The 15,267-nt window shown below is 69.9% G+C and carries 15 protein-coding genes; 2 read left to right on the plus strand and 13 right to left on the minus strand.

The genetic code is table 11. The features are described 5' to 3' along the window. Nucleotides 1-9 precede the first annotated feature (9 nt). Entirely contained in the window at nt 10-1,182 is a 1,173-nt protein-coding gene (locus EOV43_RS13580; RefSeq protein ID WP_128221771.1) for a DUF4185 domain-containing protein, read from the minus strand. A gap of 74 nt (nt 1,183-1,256) precedes the next feature. On the opposite strand from EOV43_RS13580, the gene EOV43_RS13585 reads away from it, so the two are divergent. Beyond that, nucleotides 1,257-2,171, plus strand: coding sequence for a 1,4-dihydroxy-2-naphthoate polyprenyltransferase (locus tag EOV43_RS13585; RefSeq protein WP_206611332.1), 915 nt, complete (start codon nt 1,257-1,259; stop codon nt 2,169-2,171). A 105-nt stretch (nt 2,172-2,276) separates the two neighbouring features. On the opposite strand, the gene EOV43_RS13590 is transcribed toward EOV43_RS13585, so the two are convergent. After that, nucleotides 2,277-3,563 carry a GNAT family N-acetyltransferase gene (locus EOV43_RS13590; protein WP_128221772.1) on the minus strand — a complete coding sequence of 429 codons (1,287 nt, stop codon included), beginning with the start codon at nt 3,561-3,563 and terminating at the stop codon, nt 2,277-2,279. Nucleotides 3,564-3,613: 50 nt separating this feature from the next. After that, nucleotides 3,614-3,883, minus strand: a complete 270-nt coding sequence (locus EOV43_RS13595; protein ID WP_128221773.1) for a DUF4229 domain-containing protein — start codon at nt 3,881-3,883, stop codon at nt 3,614-3,616. Between the two features lie 75 nt (nt 3,884-3,958). Here EOV43_RS13595 and EOV43_RS13600 point away from each other — a divergent pair, with 75 nt between their 5' ends. Next, nucleotides 3,959-4,201, plus strand: a complete 243-nt coding sequence (locus EOV43_RS13600; RefSeq protein WP_128221774.1) for a hypothetical protein — start codon at nt 3,959-3,961, stop codon at nt 4,199-4,201. 99 nt (nt 4,202-4,300) lie between these two features. On the opposite strand, the gene ccsB is transcribed toward EOV43_RS13600, so the two are convergent. From ccsB to EOV43_RS13650, 10 genes are all read right to left on the minus strand, one after another. Further along, the gene (ccsB, locus tag EOV43_RS13605) at nt 4,301-5,263 is read right to left on the minus strand and encodes a c-type cytochrome biogenesis protein CcsB (protein WP_128221775.1); all 963 of its coding nucleotides are present in this window, start codon (nt 5,261-5,263) and stop codon (nt 4,301-4,303) included. After that, nucleotides 5,260-6,987, minus strand: a complete 1,728-nt coding sequence (resB, locus tag EOV43_RS13610; RefSeq protein WP_239022134.1) for a cytochrome c biogenesis protein ResB — start codon at nt 6,985-6,987, stop codon at nt 5,260-5,262. Before resB ends, ccsB begins: the two co-directional genes overlap by 4 nt. Beyond that, nucleotides 6,984-7,745 (minus strand): cytochrome c biogenesis CcdA family protein, encoded by a 762-nt coding sequence (locus EOV43_RS13615; RefSeq protein WP_128221776.1) that lies wholly within the window; start codon nt 7,743-7,745, stop codon nt 6,984-6,986. Before EOV43_RS13615 ends, resB begins: the two co-directional genes overlap by 4 nt. After that, the gene (locus EOV43_RS13620; RefSeq protein ID WP_128221777.1) at nt 7,738-8,379 is read right to left on the minus strand and encodes a TlpA family protein disulfide reductase; all 642 of its coding nucleotides are present in this window, start codon (nt 8,377-8,379) and stop codon (nt 7,738-7,740) included. The genes EOV43_RS13615 and EOV43_RS13620 overlap by 8 nt, the downstream gene beginning before the upstream one ends. Before the next feature lie 4 nt (nt 8,380-8,383). Further along, entirely contained in the window at nt 8,384-9,082 is a 699-nt protein-coding gene (locus tag EOV43_RS13625; protein WP_128221778.1) for a histidine phosphatase family protein, read from the minus strand. Then, complete coding sequence (gene hemL / locus EOV43_RS13630) at nt 9,082-10,395, minus strand: glutamate-1-semialdehyde 2,1-aminomutase (RefSeq protein ID WP_128221779.1); 1,314 nt, start codon at nt 10,393-10,395, stop codon at nt 9,082-9,084. Before hemL ends, EOV43_RS13625 begins: the two co-directional genes overlap by 1 nt. Nucleotides 10,396-10,528: 133 nt before the next feature. Next, nucleotides 10,529-11,335 (minus strand): hypothetical protein, encoded by an 807-nt coding sequence (locus tag EOV43_RS13635; protein WP_128221780.1) that lies wholly within the window; start codon nt 11,333-11,335, stop codon nt 10,529-10,531. A gap of 130 nt (nt 11,336-11,465) precedes the next feature. Beyond that, the gene (locus EOV43_RS13640; RefSeq protein WP_128221781.1) at nt 11,466-12,440 is read right to left on the minus strand and encodes a hypothetical protein; all 975 of its coding nucleotides are present in this window, start codon (nt 12,438-12,440) and stop codon (nt 11,466-11,468) included. A gap of 30 nt (nt 12,441-12,470) precedes the next feature. Continuing rightward, the gene (gene hemB, locus EOV43_RS13645; protein ID WP_128221782.1) at nt 12,471-13,487 is read right to left on the minus strand and encodes a porphobilinogen synthase; all 1,017 of its coding nucleotides are present in this window, start codon (nt 13,485-13,487) and stop codon (nt 12,471-12,473) included. 122 nt (nt 13,488-13,609) lie between these two features. Beyond that, complete coding sequence (locus EOV43_RS13650) at nt 13,610-15,262, minus strand: bifunctional uroporphyrinogen-III C-methyltransferase/uroporphyrinogen-III synthase (protein ID WP_128221783.1); 1,653 nt, start codon at nt 15,260-15,262, stop codon at nt 13,610-13,612. Nucleotides 15,263-15,267 lie beyond the last annotated feature (5 nt).

The following is a 15,267-nucleotide window of genomic DNA, read 5'->3' on the forward strand; positions in this document are numbered from 1 at the left end:
CCGAGTCGGTCACGGCAACGGCACGCGTCGGAACTCTGGCCGGTAGAGCTTCGGGTCGCTCTGGAGAGTGGTGGGGTCGACGGCGTTGACGCTCCAGCTGACCACGACACTGCCCTTCTCAGGGAGCAGTTCGGGGTGAGCGAGCGCCATGTAGGTGACGACCTCGTCGTCGCTGGGCAGGCTCGCGACGGGCCCGGTCGCGGTGAAGGGACCGGTCGGAGTGGGCGAGGTCCAGATGACCATCTCCGAGCCCAGGAACTCCTCCTGCTTGCTGACGGCGTACCAGGTCCCGTCGCGTTCGAAGACGCTCAACGCACGCGAGACGCCCTTCTCGGCCTCGATGACGGCGACGGCCTCGGACTCCTCCTTCACCCAGGTGGTCCCGTCCCAGTACTCCCAGCGTTCGGGGTGCGCGAGGTCGGGGACGGTGGTGCGGGCCGCGTGCAACGAGTACCCGAAGACGAGGTCCTCCTCCGAGCGGCGGGTGCCGTAGAGGTGGACGGTGCCGTCGTCGGCCAGATAGGCAGCTGCGCTCCACAACGGCTTGGACGGGTCGGGCTCGTCCGGACCGATGTCGAAGACCTCGACGAGTTGTGGGACGCCACCGGCGGGAACCTGGAAGCGGGCCGCGCTGGCGCCGAGCTCCTGGAAGTCCCAGGCGCCGTCACCGACGGCCTTGACCCGGGTGAGTCCGACGACGACGCGGGTCCCGCCCTCGCCGTCGGGGGCGGAGTCGACGGTGGTGGGCCAGTAGCCGACCTCGCCGTCGCGGTCCGGGATCGCGGCGAGGCCGTCGGCGGGACGGTAGACCCCGGCGCAGTCGTCGCCCATGATCAGGATCGAGTTGCGCACCATCGTGGGGCCACCGTCGGTGGAGGGACGCAAGGTGTCACCGAAGACCCAGAAGCTGCGGCCGTCGGCGAGCGCGGTGGAGGCCCCGACGTCGCCGCCCGCCCAGCCCGGCGCGGGACGTTGAGTGTCGATGAAGTCGTTGATGTCCTCGACGGTGCGGGGCCGCTCGAAGGGTTCGCACTCCACCGACGCGACCGGGTCGGGGCCGTCGTTGCGCGACTTCAGCCAGCCGGCGAAACCGAGGATCAGCAGCACGACGATCACCATGAACGCCGCGGTGACCTTCGTGACGCGTCGGAGGATGCGTCGTCGGTCAGCTCGTGTCGTCATGGCCGAAGGGTAGTTGCACCACCCCCGGCGACGTCGAGGTCTGTGTTCACTGCGTGGCCTGCCAGAATCGATGGGTGACGAACCAGGACCGCAGCACCGCCCCGCCCGCTCCCGAGCCCGCCGCCACCGTGGCCGACTGGATCGCCGGGGCCCGTCCACGCACGTTGCCCGCCGCCGTCGCGCCGGTCCTGGCCGGCACCGCGGTCGCGGCCCACCTCGACGGTGCGGTCTGGTGGAAGGCGCTGCTGGCGCTGGTGGTCTCCCTGGCGCTGCAGGTGGCGGTCAACTACGCCAACGACTACTCCGACGGCATCCGCGGCACCGACGACGACCGCGTCGGCCCGATGCGTCTGGTCGGTTCGGGACGCGCGACCCCGTCGGCGGTGAAGCGTGCTGCCTTCGCAGCGTTCGGCGTCGCCGGTGTGGCCGGTCTCGTCCTGGCTGCGACGACGGCCTGGTGGCTGGTCGCGGTGGGTGTGGTCTGCATCGTCGCGGCGTGGTTCTACACCGGCGGCAAGAACCCCTACGGCTACATCGGCCTGGGCGAAGTGATGGTGTTCGTCTTCTTCGGCCTGGTGGCCGTCATCGGTACGACGTTCGTGCAGACCGAGACCTTCGAGGTCGACGCGCTGTGGTGCGGCATCGGCATCGGCGCGCTCTCGTGCGCGGTGCTGGTGACCAACAACCTGCGTGACATCCCCACCGACACCGTCTCCGGCAAGCGCACCCTGGCGGTGCGTCTGGGTGACGCCCGCACCCGCTGGTTCTACGTGGCGCTGGTGGCCGTGGCCACGGTGATGGTGGTCGTGCTGGCCGCGAACACCGACTGGCTGGTGCTGGTCGGCCTGCTGTTCCTGGTCAAGGCCGCCCCGGCATGCCGCACGGTGCTCGGTGGCGCCGGTGGCCCGGCGCTGATCCCGGTGCTGGCAGCGACCGGCATCTCCCAGCTGTGGTGGGCCGGCTGCGTGGCTGTGGGTCTGCTCGTCTGAGCCGAGCGCCGTTCCTTCTCTTCTCCGGGACGTCATAGGAATCGGGGCCTTGGGCCCTCGATTCCTATGACGTCCCGCTGGTTTCAGCGCCGCGGGAGGCATCGCTCAGAAGTCGGTGGCGCAGTACGGCACGTCGCCGCCGTCGGCCATCGAGGCCAGTCGTCGTACTGCCGTCGCGTCTCCGCGCAGACGCCCGGTGACGGCAAGGGTCTCCACGCTCACTCCCCCGAGCACCAGCGACCCGAGCGTCGAGACGTCGGCCTGCACCTGCGCCGCAGCATCGGTGCGCGTCACCTCGACGTCGGAGTCCCGGACCACGACGCGCCACGTCCCGTCGGTGAATCCGAGCCGGTCCCGGACCCCGACGAGCACCTCGCCGTCGCCGTACCAGGGCCGCGAGGTCAACGTCGCGGGCACGTCGAGGACGCGGAGCCAGAGCAGGTCGTCGAGCGCGGTCTGCTTCACCGTGCGCGGGTCCGAGACCGCCCACCGCAGGCGGTCGTCCGGGCTGACGTAGGAGGTCACCTTCTGGGTCAGGTCGATACCGGCCAGGAACTCCCACAGCCCCAACGACGCCGAGGACGACAGCGCCACCATGTCGGTCACCGTCAGCACGCCGACGGGGTTCTCCCACCCCGAGTGGGTCCACAGCACGAACCCGTCGGGCCGGTCGTCGGCGTCGAGATGAACGGCCCCACGCAGGGTGTCGACGGGCTTCTGGGTCTCCCAGTCGATCGCGCCGGTGGCGATGTCCTGGTAGCCGGCGTGACGACTCACCGATCCGCGCGTGACCGTGTGCCAGCGTCGGAAGACGTCGTCGACGACGGGCCACATCTCGACCGGCGGCATGATCACGCAGCGGCCCACACGACCTTCCTGGGCGAGTCCGACGTCGTCGGGGTGCTCGACGGAGAACCGCGCCGAGACGTCCACCTCGACCCGGGCCCGGAACGTCGCCGGACCGAACCCGAAGCGTCGGTAGATGCCGCCCTCGGTGACCGTCAGCGCCGCCAACGGGAACCCTGCGCGCGCGGCGTCGGCGAGCTCGTCGCCGATCATCCGACTCGCCAGTCCCTGACGACGCTGTGCCGGGGAGACGGTGACGTCGGTGATCATCCGGACGTCGACGAGACCGGATCCGGTGTTGACCTCGCCGGGCCACGACGCCAACGTCGCGACCGGTTCAGGGCCGGCACCGAAACTGCCCGCGGGGAGCCAGGCGCCCCGCATGAGGGCGGAGTCGGCGGCGTAGCGCCGCGCGTACAGGTCGGCGCGGTCGTCGTCGACCAGCGGCAGGTGGAAACCGCGCGTGGCGCCACGCACCCAGCCCCGTACGACGTCGGGGTCCAGGGTGGCATCACGCGGGTCGAGGACACGGAAGTCGAGCTCCATGCCCCCACACTCCCCGGGACAGGGGGCTTCGTCCACCCCTCAGGGGCGGTTCACTCCTCGCCGGGAGCCTTGCGCATCTCTTCGTACTTGCGCGAAGCCGAGTCGGCACGCTGGCCGAGACGGATGGCGAGCGCCTCACGGGGACCGCGGAGGAAGAACCACGAGGTCACGCCGGAGGCCACGAAGGCGAGGATCAGCGCGAGCAGGAAGTCGCGGTCGCTGACGGCGTCGTCCACGAGGAACCAGACGGCAAGCACGGCACACACCCAACCCACGAGCATGAGCAGGCGCAACAGGTTGTAGACAGCGAACTCCTTCACCCCGCCATCGTAGGCGGCCCCCGGTGGCGGCGCTGCTTCGCCGGTCCTCTCAGGTGCCTCGCCTAGGCTGGGTGCGTGCTCAAGATCCTGCTGTTCGTGTTCGCCGTGGCCCTGGTGGTCTACGCCCTCGTGATGTTCGTCGACAAGCGGGTGGCGCGACGCAAGCAGGCGCCCAAGCCGGTTGCTCCCGACGACGACCTCAACTTCCTGCGCAACCTCGAGTGGGAGCAGCGCAAGGAACGCAACCGTCGCCGCAAGGACGACGACGAGGAACCCGGCGACGAGCCCAGCGACGACGACCAGCCCGACACCCCCTGACAGCCGGCCGCAGGCCGGGAACGACACGAGGGCCGCTCCCCCACCCTGAGGTGAGGAGGAGCGGCCCTCGTCGTACGTCAGACGTGTGCCAGCCGAGCGTCAGCGGGTGAGCGACTCGATCGTCGTCAGCTCCGCAGCACCCTCGGCGTAGGAGTGCACCGAGGTGGTGGAGAAGAAGTTGACGCCGATGAAGCTCCACCACAGCGTCGCCATGCCGATCAGCGCCAGGATCGCAGCGACCTTGCCGCGCATGCCGGCGGTGGTGCGGGCGTGCAGGTAAGCGGCGTAGACGACCCAGGTGATGAACGCCCAGACCTCCTTGGGGTCCCAGTTCCAGTAGCGCGACCAGGCCTCGTGAGCCCAGATCGGGCCGGTGATGAGGACGGCGAACGTCCACACCGGGAAACCGAAGGCGTGCATGCGGTACGAGATCCGGTCGAGCGTCTTCACGTCGGGGATGCGGGCCAGGTAGCCGGTGAGCTCGACGCCGTTGGCGGCGGCCTTCTTCTCGGCGCGGTTCTTGACCAGCCACAGCGCCACCAGGATGCCGCCGATGGAGAACGCAGCGGTCGCGATGACGGCGGAGACGACGTGGATGACGAGCCAGTACGAGTCGAGCGCCTCGGTGAGCGGCGAGATCGGCTTGTAGAGCCAGATCGCGGCGATCATCAGCACCGCGGTGACGAAGATCAGCAGCCACGGTGCCATCCACACGAGGCGGAACTTCTTCATCGTCACCAGGTAGATGAGGACCATGAAGAACGTGCCCGCGACGGCGAACTCGTACATGTTGCCCCACGGAACGCGGTTGGGGTCGGCGGCCATGCCGCGGCCCACGAGCGAGGCGAGGTGGGCGACGAGACCGAACGCGGTCAGCGTCGTGCCGATGATCCGGGCCATCGCGGTGCGGCGGGTCTCGTCGTCGGAGGTCACGCCCTTGCCGACCGTCGAGTTGCGCTGGGAAGCCCACTCGAAGAGGTGGCTGATCAGCGCCAGGAAGTAGATGACACCGGCGGCCGACAGCGCGTCACTGCTGAAGCCCTCCCACTGGATGTCGGTCACGACTGCTCCTTCTCACCGGTCTCGCCGGCCTGCTGCGGGGACTGCTGGGTTTCCTGCGCGACGGGGTCCGTCTCGGCAGGGAGGGTGCTGGGGGTGGAGGAAGTGGCCGGGGCGAGCGCGGCCCGGATCTCCTCGAGCTCTTCGGAGACGTCGCCGCCGGAGGAACGGTCGAGGCCACCGATCTCGACGAGGGTGCCCTCCTCGGTGCGGCGGGCACGGACCCAGATGCGACGCGGACGGACGTAGAGCGAACCGATCATGCCGATCAGGGCGAGCACCACACCGGCGAGCGCGACGAGCTTGCCGGGCGTGTGGCTGATCTGGAGCTTGTTCCAGCTCACGATGCCGTCGAACGAGATCGAGCCCTGACCGTCGGGCAGCTTCACCGTCTCGCCGGGAGAGATGTCGACGCGGAAGTCGGATCCGTCGGCCTTGAGGACCTTCTCCATGCCGGCCTTGTCGAGGATGTAGACCGACTGGGAGACGCCGGCGTCGAGGCCGAGGTCGCCGGTGTAGGCCAGCAGCGACATCTTCGGGTCGATCAGGCTGCCGTGCGAGGAGTACGGGCCGTGGTCCATGTCGAACTCGTACGTCGGGTACAGCTCGCCCTCGAAGGCGAGGCCGCCCTCGGCGTCGGGTGCCTTGATGACGCCCATCGACCGGAACGTCTGGTCCAGGGGCAGGAAGATCGTGGGTCCGGAGTAGACGGCCTCGCCGCTGCTGTCACGGACGGTGACGACGGGGGCGTAGCCGTGGCCGATCAGGAAGATGTCGGTGCCGGAGATGTTGAGCGGGTGGTTGACGCGGAGGTCGTAGGACTTCTGCTCGCCACCCGGCTCTTCGGTGTACTCCAGCTTCGAGACGAACTTGCGGGCCTGTCCGGCGGCGGCGCCGGAGTAGAGCCACTCGGCGTCGAAGTCGGTGAGGTCGAACGAGAACGGCGGCATGTCGTCGGCGTCGTAGAGACCACCGGCGGAGAACTCGTCGTACTGGGTGAGGTTGTTGGAGAAACCGTTGCCGACCTGCAGCAGCACGCCGCCCTGGTAGCCGAAGAGGCTGCCGAGGGCGAAGCCGACCATCACCACCAGGATCGAGAAGTGGAAGAGCAGGTTGCCGGCCTCACGCAGGTAACCGCGCTCGGAGGACACCGAGGCGACCTTGGTCCCTGCGTTGGCTGCGGACTCGTCGTGCACGTCGACCCGGAAGCGACGCTTCTTCAGCAGGGCCCGGGCTCGTTCGACGACGACGTCGACATCCTCGTCGGTGGTGTACGTGGCGTTGTCGCTGAAGCGCGTCAGGTTGCGCGGTGCCTTCACCGGACGGGCGCGCATCGCCTTCGCGTAGACCCGCAGGCGCGGCACGATGCAGCCGATCAGGGAGACGACCAGCAGCAGGTAGATCGCGGAGAACCACGGCGAGGAGTAGACGTCGAAGAGGCCGAGCTTCTCGTAGACGGGCGCGAGATCGGGGTGCGCGTCCTTCCACTTCGACACCTTCGACATGTCGATGTTCTCCTGCGGGATCACCGATCCCGGCACGGCGGCCAGGGCCAGCAGCAGGAGCAGCAGCAGCGCGGTGCGCATCGACGTCCACTGACGCCAGATCCACCGCCCGAACTCGCGGGCGTTCATCTCGGTGGCGGCACTGGTCTCGGCGCTGGCCTCGGTGGAGGCGCCGGGCGCGGTGGCGTCCCGGGGGATGTCCTTGTTGCGGCGCTTGCTCACACGCCCACCTCGAATTCGGAGTTGAGGGACGTCTGGAACCACGTGGTGAAGTCGTTCCAGAGGCCGCTGACCAGCAGCACGCCGACGATGACCATCATCGCGCCGCCGATCCGCATCAGGGCCACCTGGTGACGTCGGAAGAAGAAGAACGCACCGAGCATCCGGTGGTAGGCCAGACCGGCCAGGACGAACGGGACGCCCAGGCCGAGGCAGTAGAAGACGGCCAGGAGCGCGCCGCGCGCGGCGGTGCCCTCGTTGAAGCCGAGGTTGAAGATGACCGCCAGCGTCGGCCCCAGGCAGGGCGTCCAGCCGAGGCCGAACAGGAAGCCGAGCATCGGGGCGGCGGCGATCCCGACGGCCGGCACCTTGTGGATGCGCCAGTCACGCTGCAGGAACGGCAACCAGCCCGCGAACGAGAGGCCGAGCAGGATCACCAGGAGTCCGAGGACGACGGTGATCGGGCGGCTGTGCTCGGCCAGGAAGTTGCCGGCGGCGCCGGAGAGGACACCGACGGTCACGAAGACGACGGTGAAGCCGAGCACGAAGAGCGTCGAGCCGAGCAGCATCCGGCCGGTGCGACGCGGGGCGTCGGGGTTGTTCAGGTCGGCTGCGGAGATGCCGGTCGCGTACGACATGTAGCCCGGGATCAGCGGGATCACGCAGGGCGAGAAGAACGAGAGCAGGCCGGCGATCGTGGCCACCGCGATCGCGGGGAGCAAGGAACCCGAGGCTGCGATCTGCTGGAAGGTCTCACCCATCGGAGGCGGCTCCGCCGTCGGCGTCGCCGTCGGCGTCGCCCTCCACACCGGCGACGTCCTGGACGAGCTGGACCAGGGTCAGCTTGGACGGGATCGCGCCGATGATGGAGGCGGCGGCCCGGCCTTCGGCGTCGAGGATGACGGTCGAGGGGATCGCGTTCGGGGGGACCTTGCCGGAGAACGGCATCAGCGCCTTGCCGTCGGGCGAGAAGAAGGAGTCGTAGGGGACGTCGAACTTCTTCTGGTAGCCCTTGGCCTGGTCGACGCCGGAGTCACGGATGTTGATGCCCACGAACTCGGCGACACCCCTCAGCTCCGCGGCGGCCTCGGTGAGGTCGGGCTGCTCCTTGCGGCACGGCGGGCAGGCCGACCACCAGACGTTGACGACGACGGGCTTGCCCGCGTAGTCGGCCAGCGAGATCTCCTCGCCGTCGAGGTTCTTGCCGCTCAGCACGATCGGCTCGTCGCGGTCCTCGGCAGCGATCCGACGCACGGTGCCGTCTCCGGCCACGTAGTCACCCTCGCCGGTGCTCAGCGAGGAGCAGCCGGTCAGGGCCAGGACGCCAACGGTCAGCAGGACGACGACGCGGCCCAGGAGGCCACGCGACGTGGTGCGGGTGTGGGGGGTGTGCACGGGATCAGGGTCGCTTCTCGTCGTCCGTACCGCCGGCGGAGAACGCGGCGTTGCGGTCCTTGGCCGGGATCAGGTCGACCGCCGGCTCGGAGTAGCTGACCTTGACCAGACGGTCGCCCTCGTAGTGCAGGGTGGTCAGCGAGCAGAGGGTGCACTCACGCTTGCGCGGGTCGTGCAGGTAGGACTTCTTCTCCGCGTGCAGACGCAGCGTCCAGATCGGGAGCTGGTGGGAGACGACGACGGCCTCGTGGCCGCGGGCGGCGTCCCGGGCGTCCTCGACGGCAGCGCTCATGCGAGCGGCCATCTCGGTGTAGGGCTCGCCCCACGACGGCTTGAACGGGTTGTAGAGGTAGCGCCAGGTCTCGGGGTGACGCAGCAGCGTCTTCGCACCGTCGCGGAACGAGATGCCCTCGAAGCGGTTGGTCGACTCGATGACGCGCGGGTCCAGTTCGGGGGTGAGACCGAGACGCGCGGCCAGCGGTGCGGCGGTCTCCTGGGCGCGCTCCAGCGGGGAGGTGCGGATGTGCACGATGTCGCGGTCGCCGATGGACTCCGCGATCCGCTCGGCCATCTTCACCCCGAGCGCGGAGAGGTGGAAGTTGGGTCGGCGCCCGTAGAGGATGCCCTCGGGGTTGTTGACCTCACCGTGACGCAGGACGTGGACCAGCGTGGTCTCGGTTCCGGTCGACTCGGGCGTGCTCATCAGTTGCCTCCAACGGCAGCAGCGGCCTGGGCGGCCTTCGGCAGGGCAGCGAGGACGTGTGCCACGGCCTCGTCGTCGTGGGCGGCGGAGACGAACCACACCTCGTAGGCGCTGGGCGGCAGGTAGACGCCCTGCTCCAGCATCGCGTGGAAGAAGGCGGCGTAGGCCTTCTCGTCCTGGGCCGATGCGTCGGCGAAGTTCTTCACCTCTCCGTCGCGGAAGAAGATCGAGAACATCGTGCCGGCGCTCTGGACACGGTGCGGGACACCGGCGGCGGTCAGCGCGGCGGACGCGGCGTCGGAGATCGTGGTCGCGGCAGCGTCGAGGTGGGCGTACACCTCGTCGGTGGCACGACGCAGCGTCGCGAGTCCGGCGGTGGTCGCGATCGGGTTACCCGACAGGGTGCCTGCCTGGTAGACGTTGCCCTCGGGCGAGAGGTGGCTCATGACGTCGGCGCGGCCACCGAACGCGGCGGCCGGGAAGCCACCGCCCATGACCTTGCCGAAGGTGACGAGGTCGGGGGTCCAGCCCTCGACGGCGCCGGTGAGTCCCCATCCGCCCTGGGCGGTGGCGCGGAAGCCGGTCATCACCTCGTCGAGGACGAAGAGCGCGCCCGCCGCACGGCAGGTCTCGGCGAGGAAGGCGTGGAAGCCCGGCTCGGGCGGGACGATGCCCATGTTGCCCGGGACGGCCTCGACGATCAGTGCGGCGATGCGGGGTCCGTGCTCGGCGAACGCGGCGGTGACGGCGGCGCGGTCGTTGTAGGGCAGGACGAGGGTCAGGTCGGTGGCCGACGCCGGGACGCCGGGCGTGCCGGGGACCGCGAAGGTGGCCAGACCCGAGCCGGCGGAGGCCAGCAGCGCATCGACGTGACCGTGGTAGTTGCCGGCGAACTTCACCACGACGTCGCGGCCGGTGAAGCCGCGGGCGAGGCGGATCGCCGACATCGTGGCCTCGGTGCCGGAGGAGACGAAGCGGACCTTCTCGGCCGTCGTGCGCCGCACGATCTCCTCGGCGAGCTCGACCTCGGGCTCGGTCGGGGTGCCGTAGGAGGTGCCGCGCAGCACGGCGGCGTTGACCTCGGCCAGCACCTCGGGGTGCGCGTGGCCCAGGAGCATCGGCCCCCAGGAGCAGATCAGGTCGACGTAGCGGTTGCCGTCGGCGTCGGTGAGCCAGGCTCCCTGCGCCGAGCGGATGAACCGCGGGGTGCCGCCGACGGCGTTGAACGCCCGGACGGGAGAGTTGACCCCACCGGGGGTCACGGACCGGGCGCGCTCGAAGAGAGCTGCGCTTGCTGAGGTCGGAAGCGTCACCGTGTCATTGTTGCTCAGCCGACCAAGCGGTGTCTCATTCGGAGTAAGGCTCACCTTGGTGACGTCGATCGCCCTCCAAGCAGTGCGCGCCGCGTCCTCCGACGTCGCCCTGCCCGGGCGTGCGCGGCTGCGCTCAGAGGTCGCGCGTCACCCGGATGTTGCCCAGGTGGGCGTCGTAGTACCCCTGGGAGTCCGCGTTGACGGTGTTCCAGACCGCGAACTTCACTTCCGTGAGCGGGCCGGGCTTCGTGAAGGTCACGTAGTTGTTGGTGCCGTGCTCGGTCTGGGCCGTGGAGGAGTAGGTGGCCGCAGAGTGCGCCGGCACACCGGTGGACGCGGATGCCGACACCGCGTACATCCCCGGTCCGCGCGCACTCACGAGAAGTCCCTCGGTGAGCGGAGCGACAGCCATCACCCGGTAGTACTTCGGGCTCGAGGAGGACCCGCTCCACGTGACCTGCAGCCCGGCGACGGTGAACTCAAGGTCTCGCACCTTCGTCGGGTCGGTGGTGGTGACGTTGAGCGTGTAGATCCGTCGGCTCCCATAGAGGGTGGCGGCACTGGCGCCGGTCATGGCGCGGCGATCCTGCGAGAGTCGCAACCCCGCGCTGCCCCCCAAGGAGGCAGTGGTGCGGGTGCTGAAGGACGTCCCGAGTCCGGCACCGCTCTGTCCCTGGTCCGTGTAGGAGCCCGAGACGTGGTAGGTGAAGGCGATGCGACCGCCGGACATGACGCTTCCGGAGTGGGAGGTCGACGAACTGACGTCGAGACCGAGCATGTGGAGCTCATCGGTCACGGTCGGGGAGGAGGCGAAGCTCGGCGAGGCCGCAGCCACCGAGATGGCCGGCAGCGCCCAGGCTCCGGCCCGGACCATGGCGCGCCGGTCGAGCCCGGTGGAGGTGGCAAGAACGTGGTCAGGGGCTTCATCGAGGGGATTCATGGCGCTCCGTGGCGTCGGGGACGACGTCATAGGACGTCAGGACGCCCGCAGCACACCAAGCCTCCACGCCTCGTGTCCGGTCAACGACGAGGTTTCACTCCGCGTTTCACCCCGCCCTTCACCCGGCTCTTCACCCGTCCACGACGGGGTGCACGTGCACCTCGGTGTGGCTGCCACGCGTCCACTCCCGCACGTGGCGCAACAGCACTCCCCCGGCCTCGGCCAGACGTCCGGTCGGGGAGATCTCGACGTCGCCGTCGGCGGTGAGCACGGCGGAGAAGTGCAGGGTGAGGTCCACCCGACGAGCAGCCGAGCCGCCGAGGTCGAAGGAGCTCTGACGACGGGCCAGCTCGCCCAGCGCCGTGGCGCGCAGTTCGGCGTGGGCAGTGCCCGGAGCCAGCGCCGCCAGATCGCGTGCACCGGACTCCGCGGCCTGCTCCAGGTCGAAGGCGTCGGCGAGGTCGAGGACGGCCTCGACCCGGGCCAGACCGGAGTAGGCCTCGGCGAGCGGGGACACGACGACGCTGCGCGTGGGCCCGGCGACGACGTCGGCGTCGCTCTCGACTGCGAGCCCGAACTGGACCACGGCCTCGTCGAGGGCCTCACGCAACTGGTCCGGTCCGACGAGTCCGACGAACGGGGCGACGCGCTGGTCGAGCCAGTCCGCCGCCTCGACGGTCAGCGGTGGGTGCGCGGCGGTGGAGGCGTCGGCCACCTGACGTGCGGCAGCGACCGGGACGTCGCCGGACTGCACCCGCGACCAGAGCCGCGGCAGTCGGTGGGCGAGTTCGAGTCCGTTGCCGACCAGCCGCTTCGCCTGCGCGGACGTCACCCCCAACGCGGTCGCGAACTCCGCGACGGAGTACTCACTCACTCCCGGGCAGCCCGGACCGGCGATCGGCTCGAACTCACCGTCCTCGGAGTGCACGGCCGCGTCGGCGGCCTGCTGGGTGCCATCGGCGGACGGGTGCAGCAAGCCCCACTCGGCTGCGAGCAGGAGCAGTTCGGCCTCGACGCTGCGCTGCTTGGCCACGGCGGTCCGCAGCGCCGAGAGCACCTCCCCGGCACCGTTCAGCTCACGCGCGGTCCGCACCTCGTCGTTCATGGGACCAGTCCACCACGGCCCACCGACGGATCAGCCGCGCAGCAGCCGTGCCGCCTCAGCGGCCCAGTAGGTCAGCACGACGTCGGCGCCCGCGCGACGGATCGAGATCAGCGACTCCAGGATCGCGGCCTCACGGTTGATCCAACCGTTCGCGGCAGCGGCCTCGACCATCGCGTACTCACCCGAGACGTTGTAGGCGGCCACTGGCACGTCGACGGCGTCCTTCACCTGACGCAGCACGTCGAGGTAGCCCATCGCGGGCTTCACCATCACCATGTCGGCGCCCTCGTCGACGTCGAGCAGCGCCTCCCGGATGCCTTCGAGGGCGTTGGCGGGGTCCTGCTGGTAGGTGCGGCGGTCGCCGTCGAGGGAGGAGTCCACGGCGTCACGGAACGGGCCGTAGAACGCGGAGGCGTACTTCGCGGAGTAGGCCAGGATCACGACGTCGGTGAACCCGGCGTCGTCGAGGGCGTCCCGGATGACGGCGACCTGGCCGTCCATCATGCCGCTGGGGGCGACGACGTGGGCGCCGGCCTCGGCCTGCGCGACCGCCATCGCGGCGTAGATCTCCAGGGTGGCGTCGTTGTCGACGGTGCCGTCGGCAGTCAGCACACCGCAGTGACCGTGGTCGGTGAACTCGTCCAGGCAGAGGTCGGCCATCACGGTGAGACGGTCGCCGACGGCCTCACGGACCTCACGCACGGCACGGTTGAGCACGCCGTCGGGATCCAGCGACCCCGATCCGGTCGCGTCCTTCTCGGCCGGGACGCCGAAGAGCATGATGCCGCCCAGACCGAGGTCGGCGGCCTCACGGGCAGCGTCGAGCAGGGAGGCGAAGGTGTGCTGGACGACGCCGGGCATCGAGGCGATCGGCTTCGGCTCACTCAGGGTCTCGTTGACGAAGACCGGCAGCACCAGCTGACGCGGCTCCACCGACGTCTCGCGCACGAGGCGACGCATCGGCTCGGAGGTGCGCAGACGCCGCGGTCGCACCACCGGGGTCTCGACGGCGGATCGGGAGGACACGGTGGGGAACTGCTCGGCCATGCCCACGATCCTGCCACCGGCCCCCTGACGCACGCCGCCGTCGAAGTCCCGCGAGACGCACGCACGCCCCGCCCGGAACCGGACGGGGCGTACGTGGCGACCTGCGACGTGAGGTCAGTGGATCACTTGACGGCAGCCTTGCGGCGACCCGAGGCCTTGCGGTCCGACGGCTTCGTCACCGGCAGGCCGGTGTCGATGAACTGCTGGCGACGCGCGGCACCGAAGTCGGCCAGGGCGTCGACGAGCACGTCGACGTCGGGGCGCTCGGCCTGCACGTCGACGCGCAGACCGTGCTCCTCAGCCGTCTTGGCGGTGGCGGGACCGATGACCGCGATGATCGTCGACGGGTGCGGCTTGCCGGCGATGCCGACGAGGTTGCGCACGGTGGACGACGAGGTGAAGACCACCGCGTCGAACTTGCCCGTCTTGATCGCGTCGCGGGTCGGAGCCGGCGGCGGGGCGGCCCGGACGGTGCGGTACGCCGTGACGTCGTCGCACTCCCAGCCGAGCTCGCCGAGACCGGTCACGAGCACCTCGGTGGCGATGTCGGCACGCGGCAGGAAGACGCGGTTGATCGGGTCGAGGACGTCGTCGTACGGCGGCCACTCCTCGACCAGGCCGCGAGCAGACTGCTCACCGGTGGGGACCAGGTCGGGACGCAGACCCCATGCCTTGACGGCGTCAGCGGTCTTGTCGCCCACGCAGGCGATCTTGAGGCCCGAGAAGGAACGGGCGTCGAGGCCGTACTCCTCGAACTTCTCGCGGACGGCCTTGACGGCGTTCACGGAGGTGAAGGCGATCCACTCGTAGCGACCCTCGACGAGACCGCGGACGGCCTTGTCCATCTGGAGCGGGTTGCGGGGCGGCTCGACGGAGATCGTCGGGACCTCCTCCGGCACGCCACCGAAGTCGCGCAGGCGCTGGGACAGCGAACCGGCCTGCTCCTTGGTGCGGGGCACCAGGACACGCCAGCCGAAGAGCGGCTTGGTCTCGAACCACGACAGGGTGCTGCGCAGGTTGACGACGTCACCGACGACGATGATCGCCGGCGGAGCGACGCGAGCGGCACGAATGTCGGCGGCAGCGTTCTCCAGCGTGGTGGTGACCGTCGACTGCTCGGTGGTGGTGCCCACGCGGGTGATCGCGACCGGGGTCTGCGGGGAACGGCCGGCCTCCATCAGCGCCTTCGCGGTCTCGCCCATCGCGCCGACGCCGGACAGCAGCACCAGGGTGCGGTTGTCGGCGTACTGCTTCCAGTCGACGGTTCCGCCGCAGGTCACGACGGCCATCTCGCGGTGGTTCTTGTCGGTCAGCGGGATGCCGGCGTACGCGGGCACGGCGGAGACGGCGGAGACGCCGGGAACGATCTCGAAGCCGATGCCCGCCTTCGCACACGCCTGGGCCTCTTCGGGGCCCGAGGCGTAGGTGAAGGGGTCACCGGTGAGCAGGCGGACGACGCGGCTCTTCTTGCCGTGCTTGACGACGAGTCGGCCACGCAGGGCGTTGGTCAGCGGCTGACCGTCGTCGGCGAAACCGCCGTCGACGAACGTCGGGCCGACGTACGGGGTCTCGTCACCCTCGACCGGTGCCGGAACACCGATGACGAGTCGGACCATTGCCTCGTGCTCCGGCGCCTCGGTCACGATGACCTCGGCGGCCTTCAGCAGCTCGACAGCGCGCACGGTCAGCAGGCCGGGGTCACCCGGTCCGCCGCCGACGAACGAGACCCACCCGGTCGGGGCAGGCTTTTCTGCGGGGGTCTTCGGTGAAGTCATGGACT

Origin of the sequence: Nocardioides yefusunii (assembly GCF_004014875.1) — a bacterium.
In the GTDB taxonomy this organism is placed as follows: domain Bacteria; phylum Actinomycetota; class Actinomycetes; order Propionibacteriales; family Nocardioidaceae; genus Nocardioides; species Nocardioides yefusunii.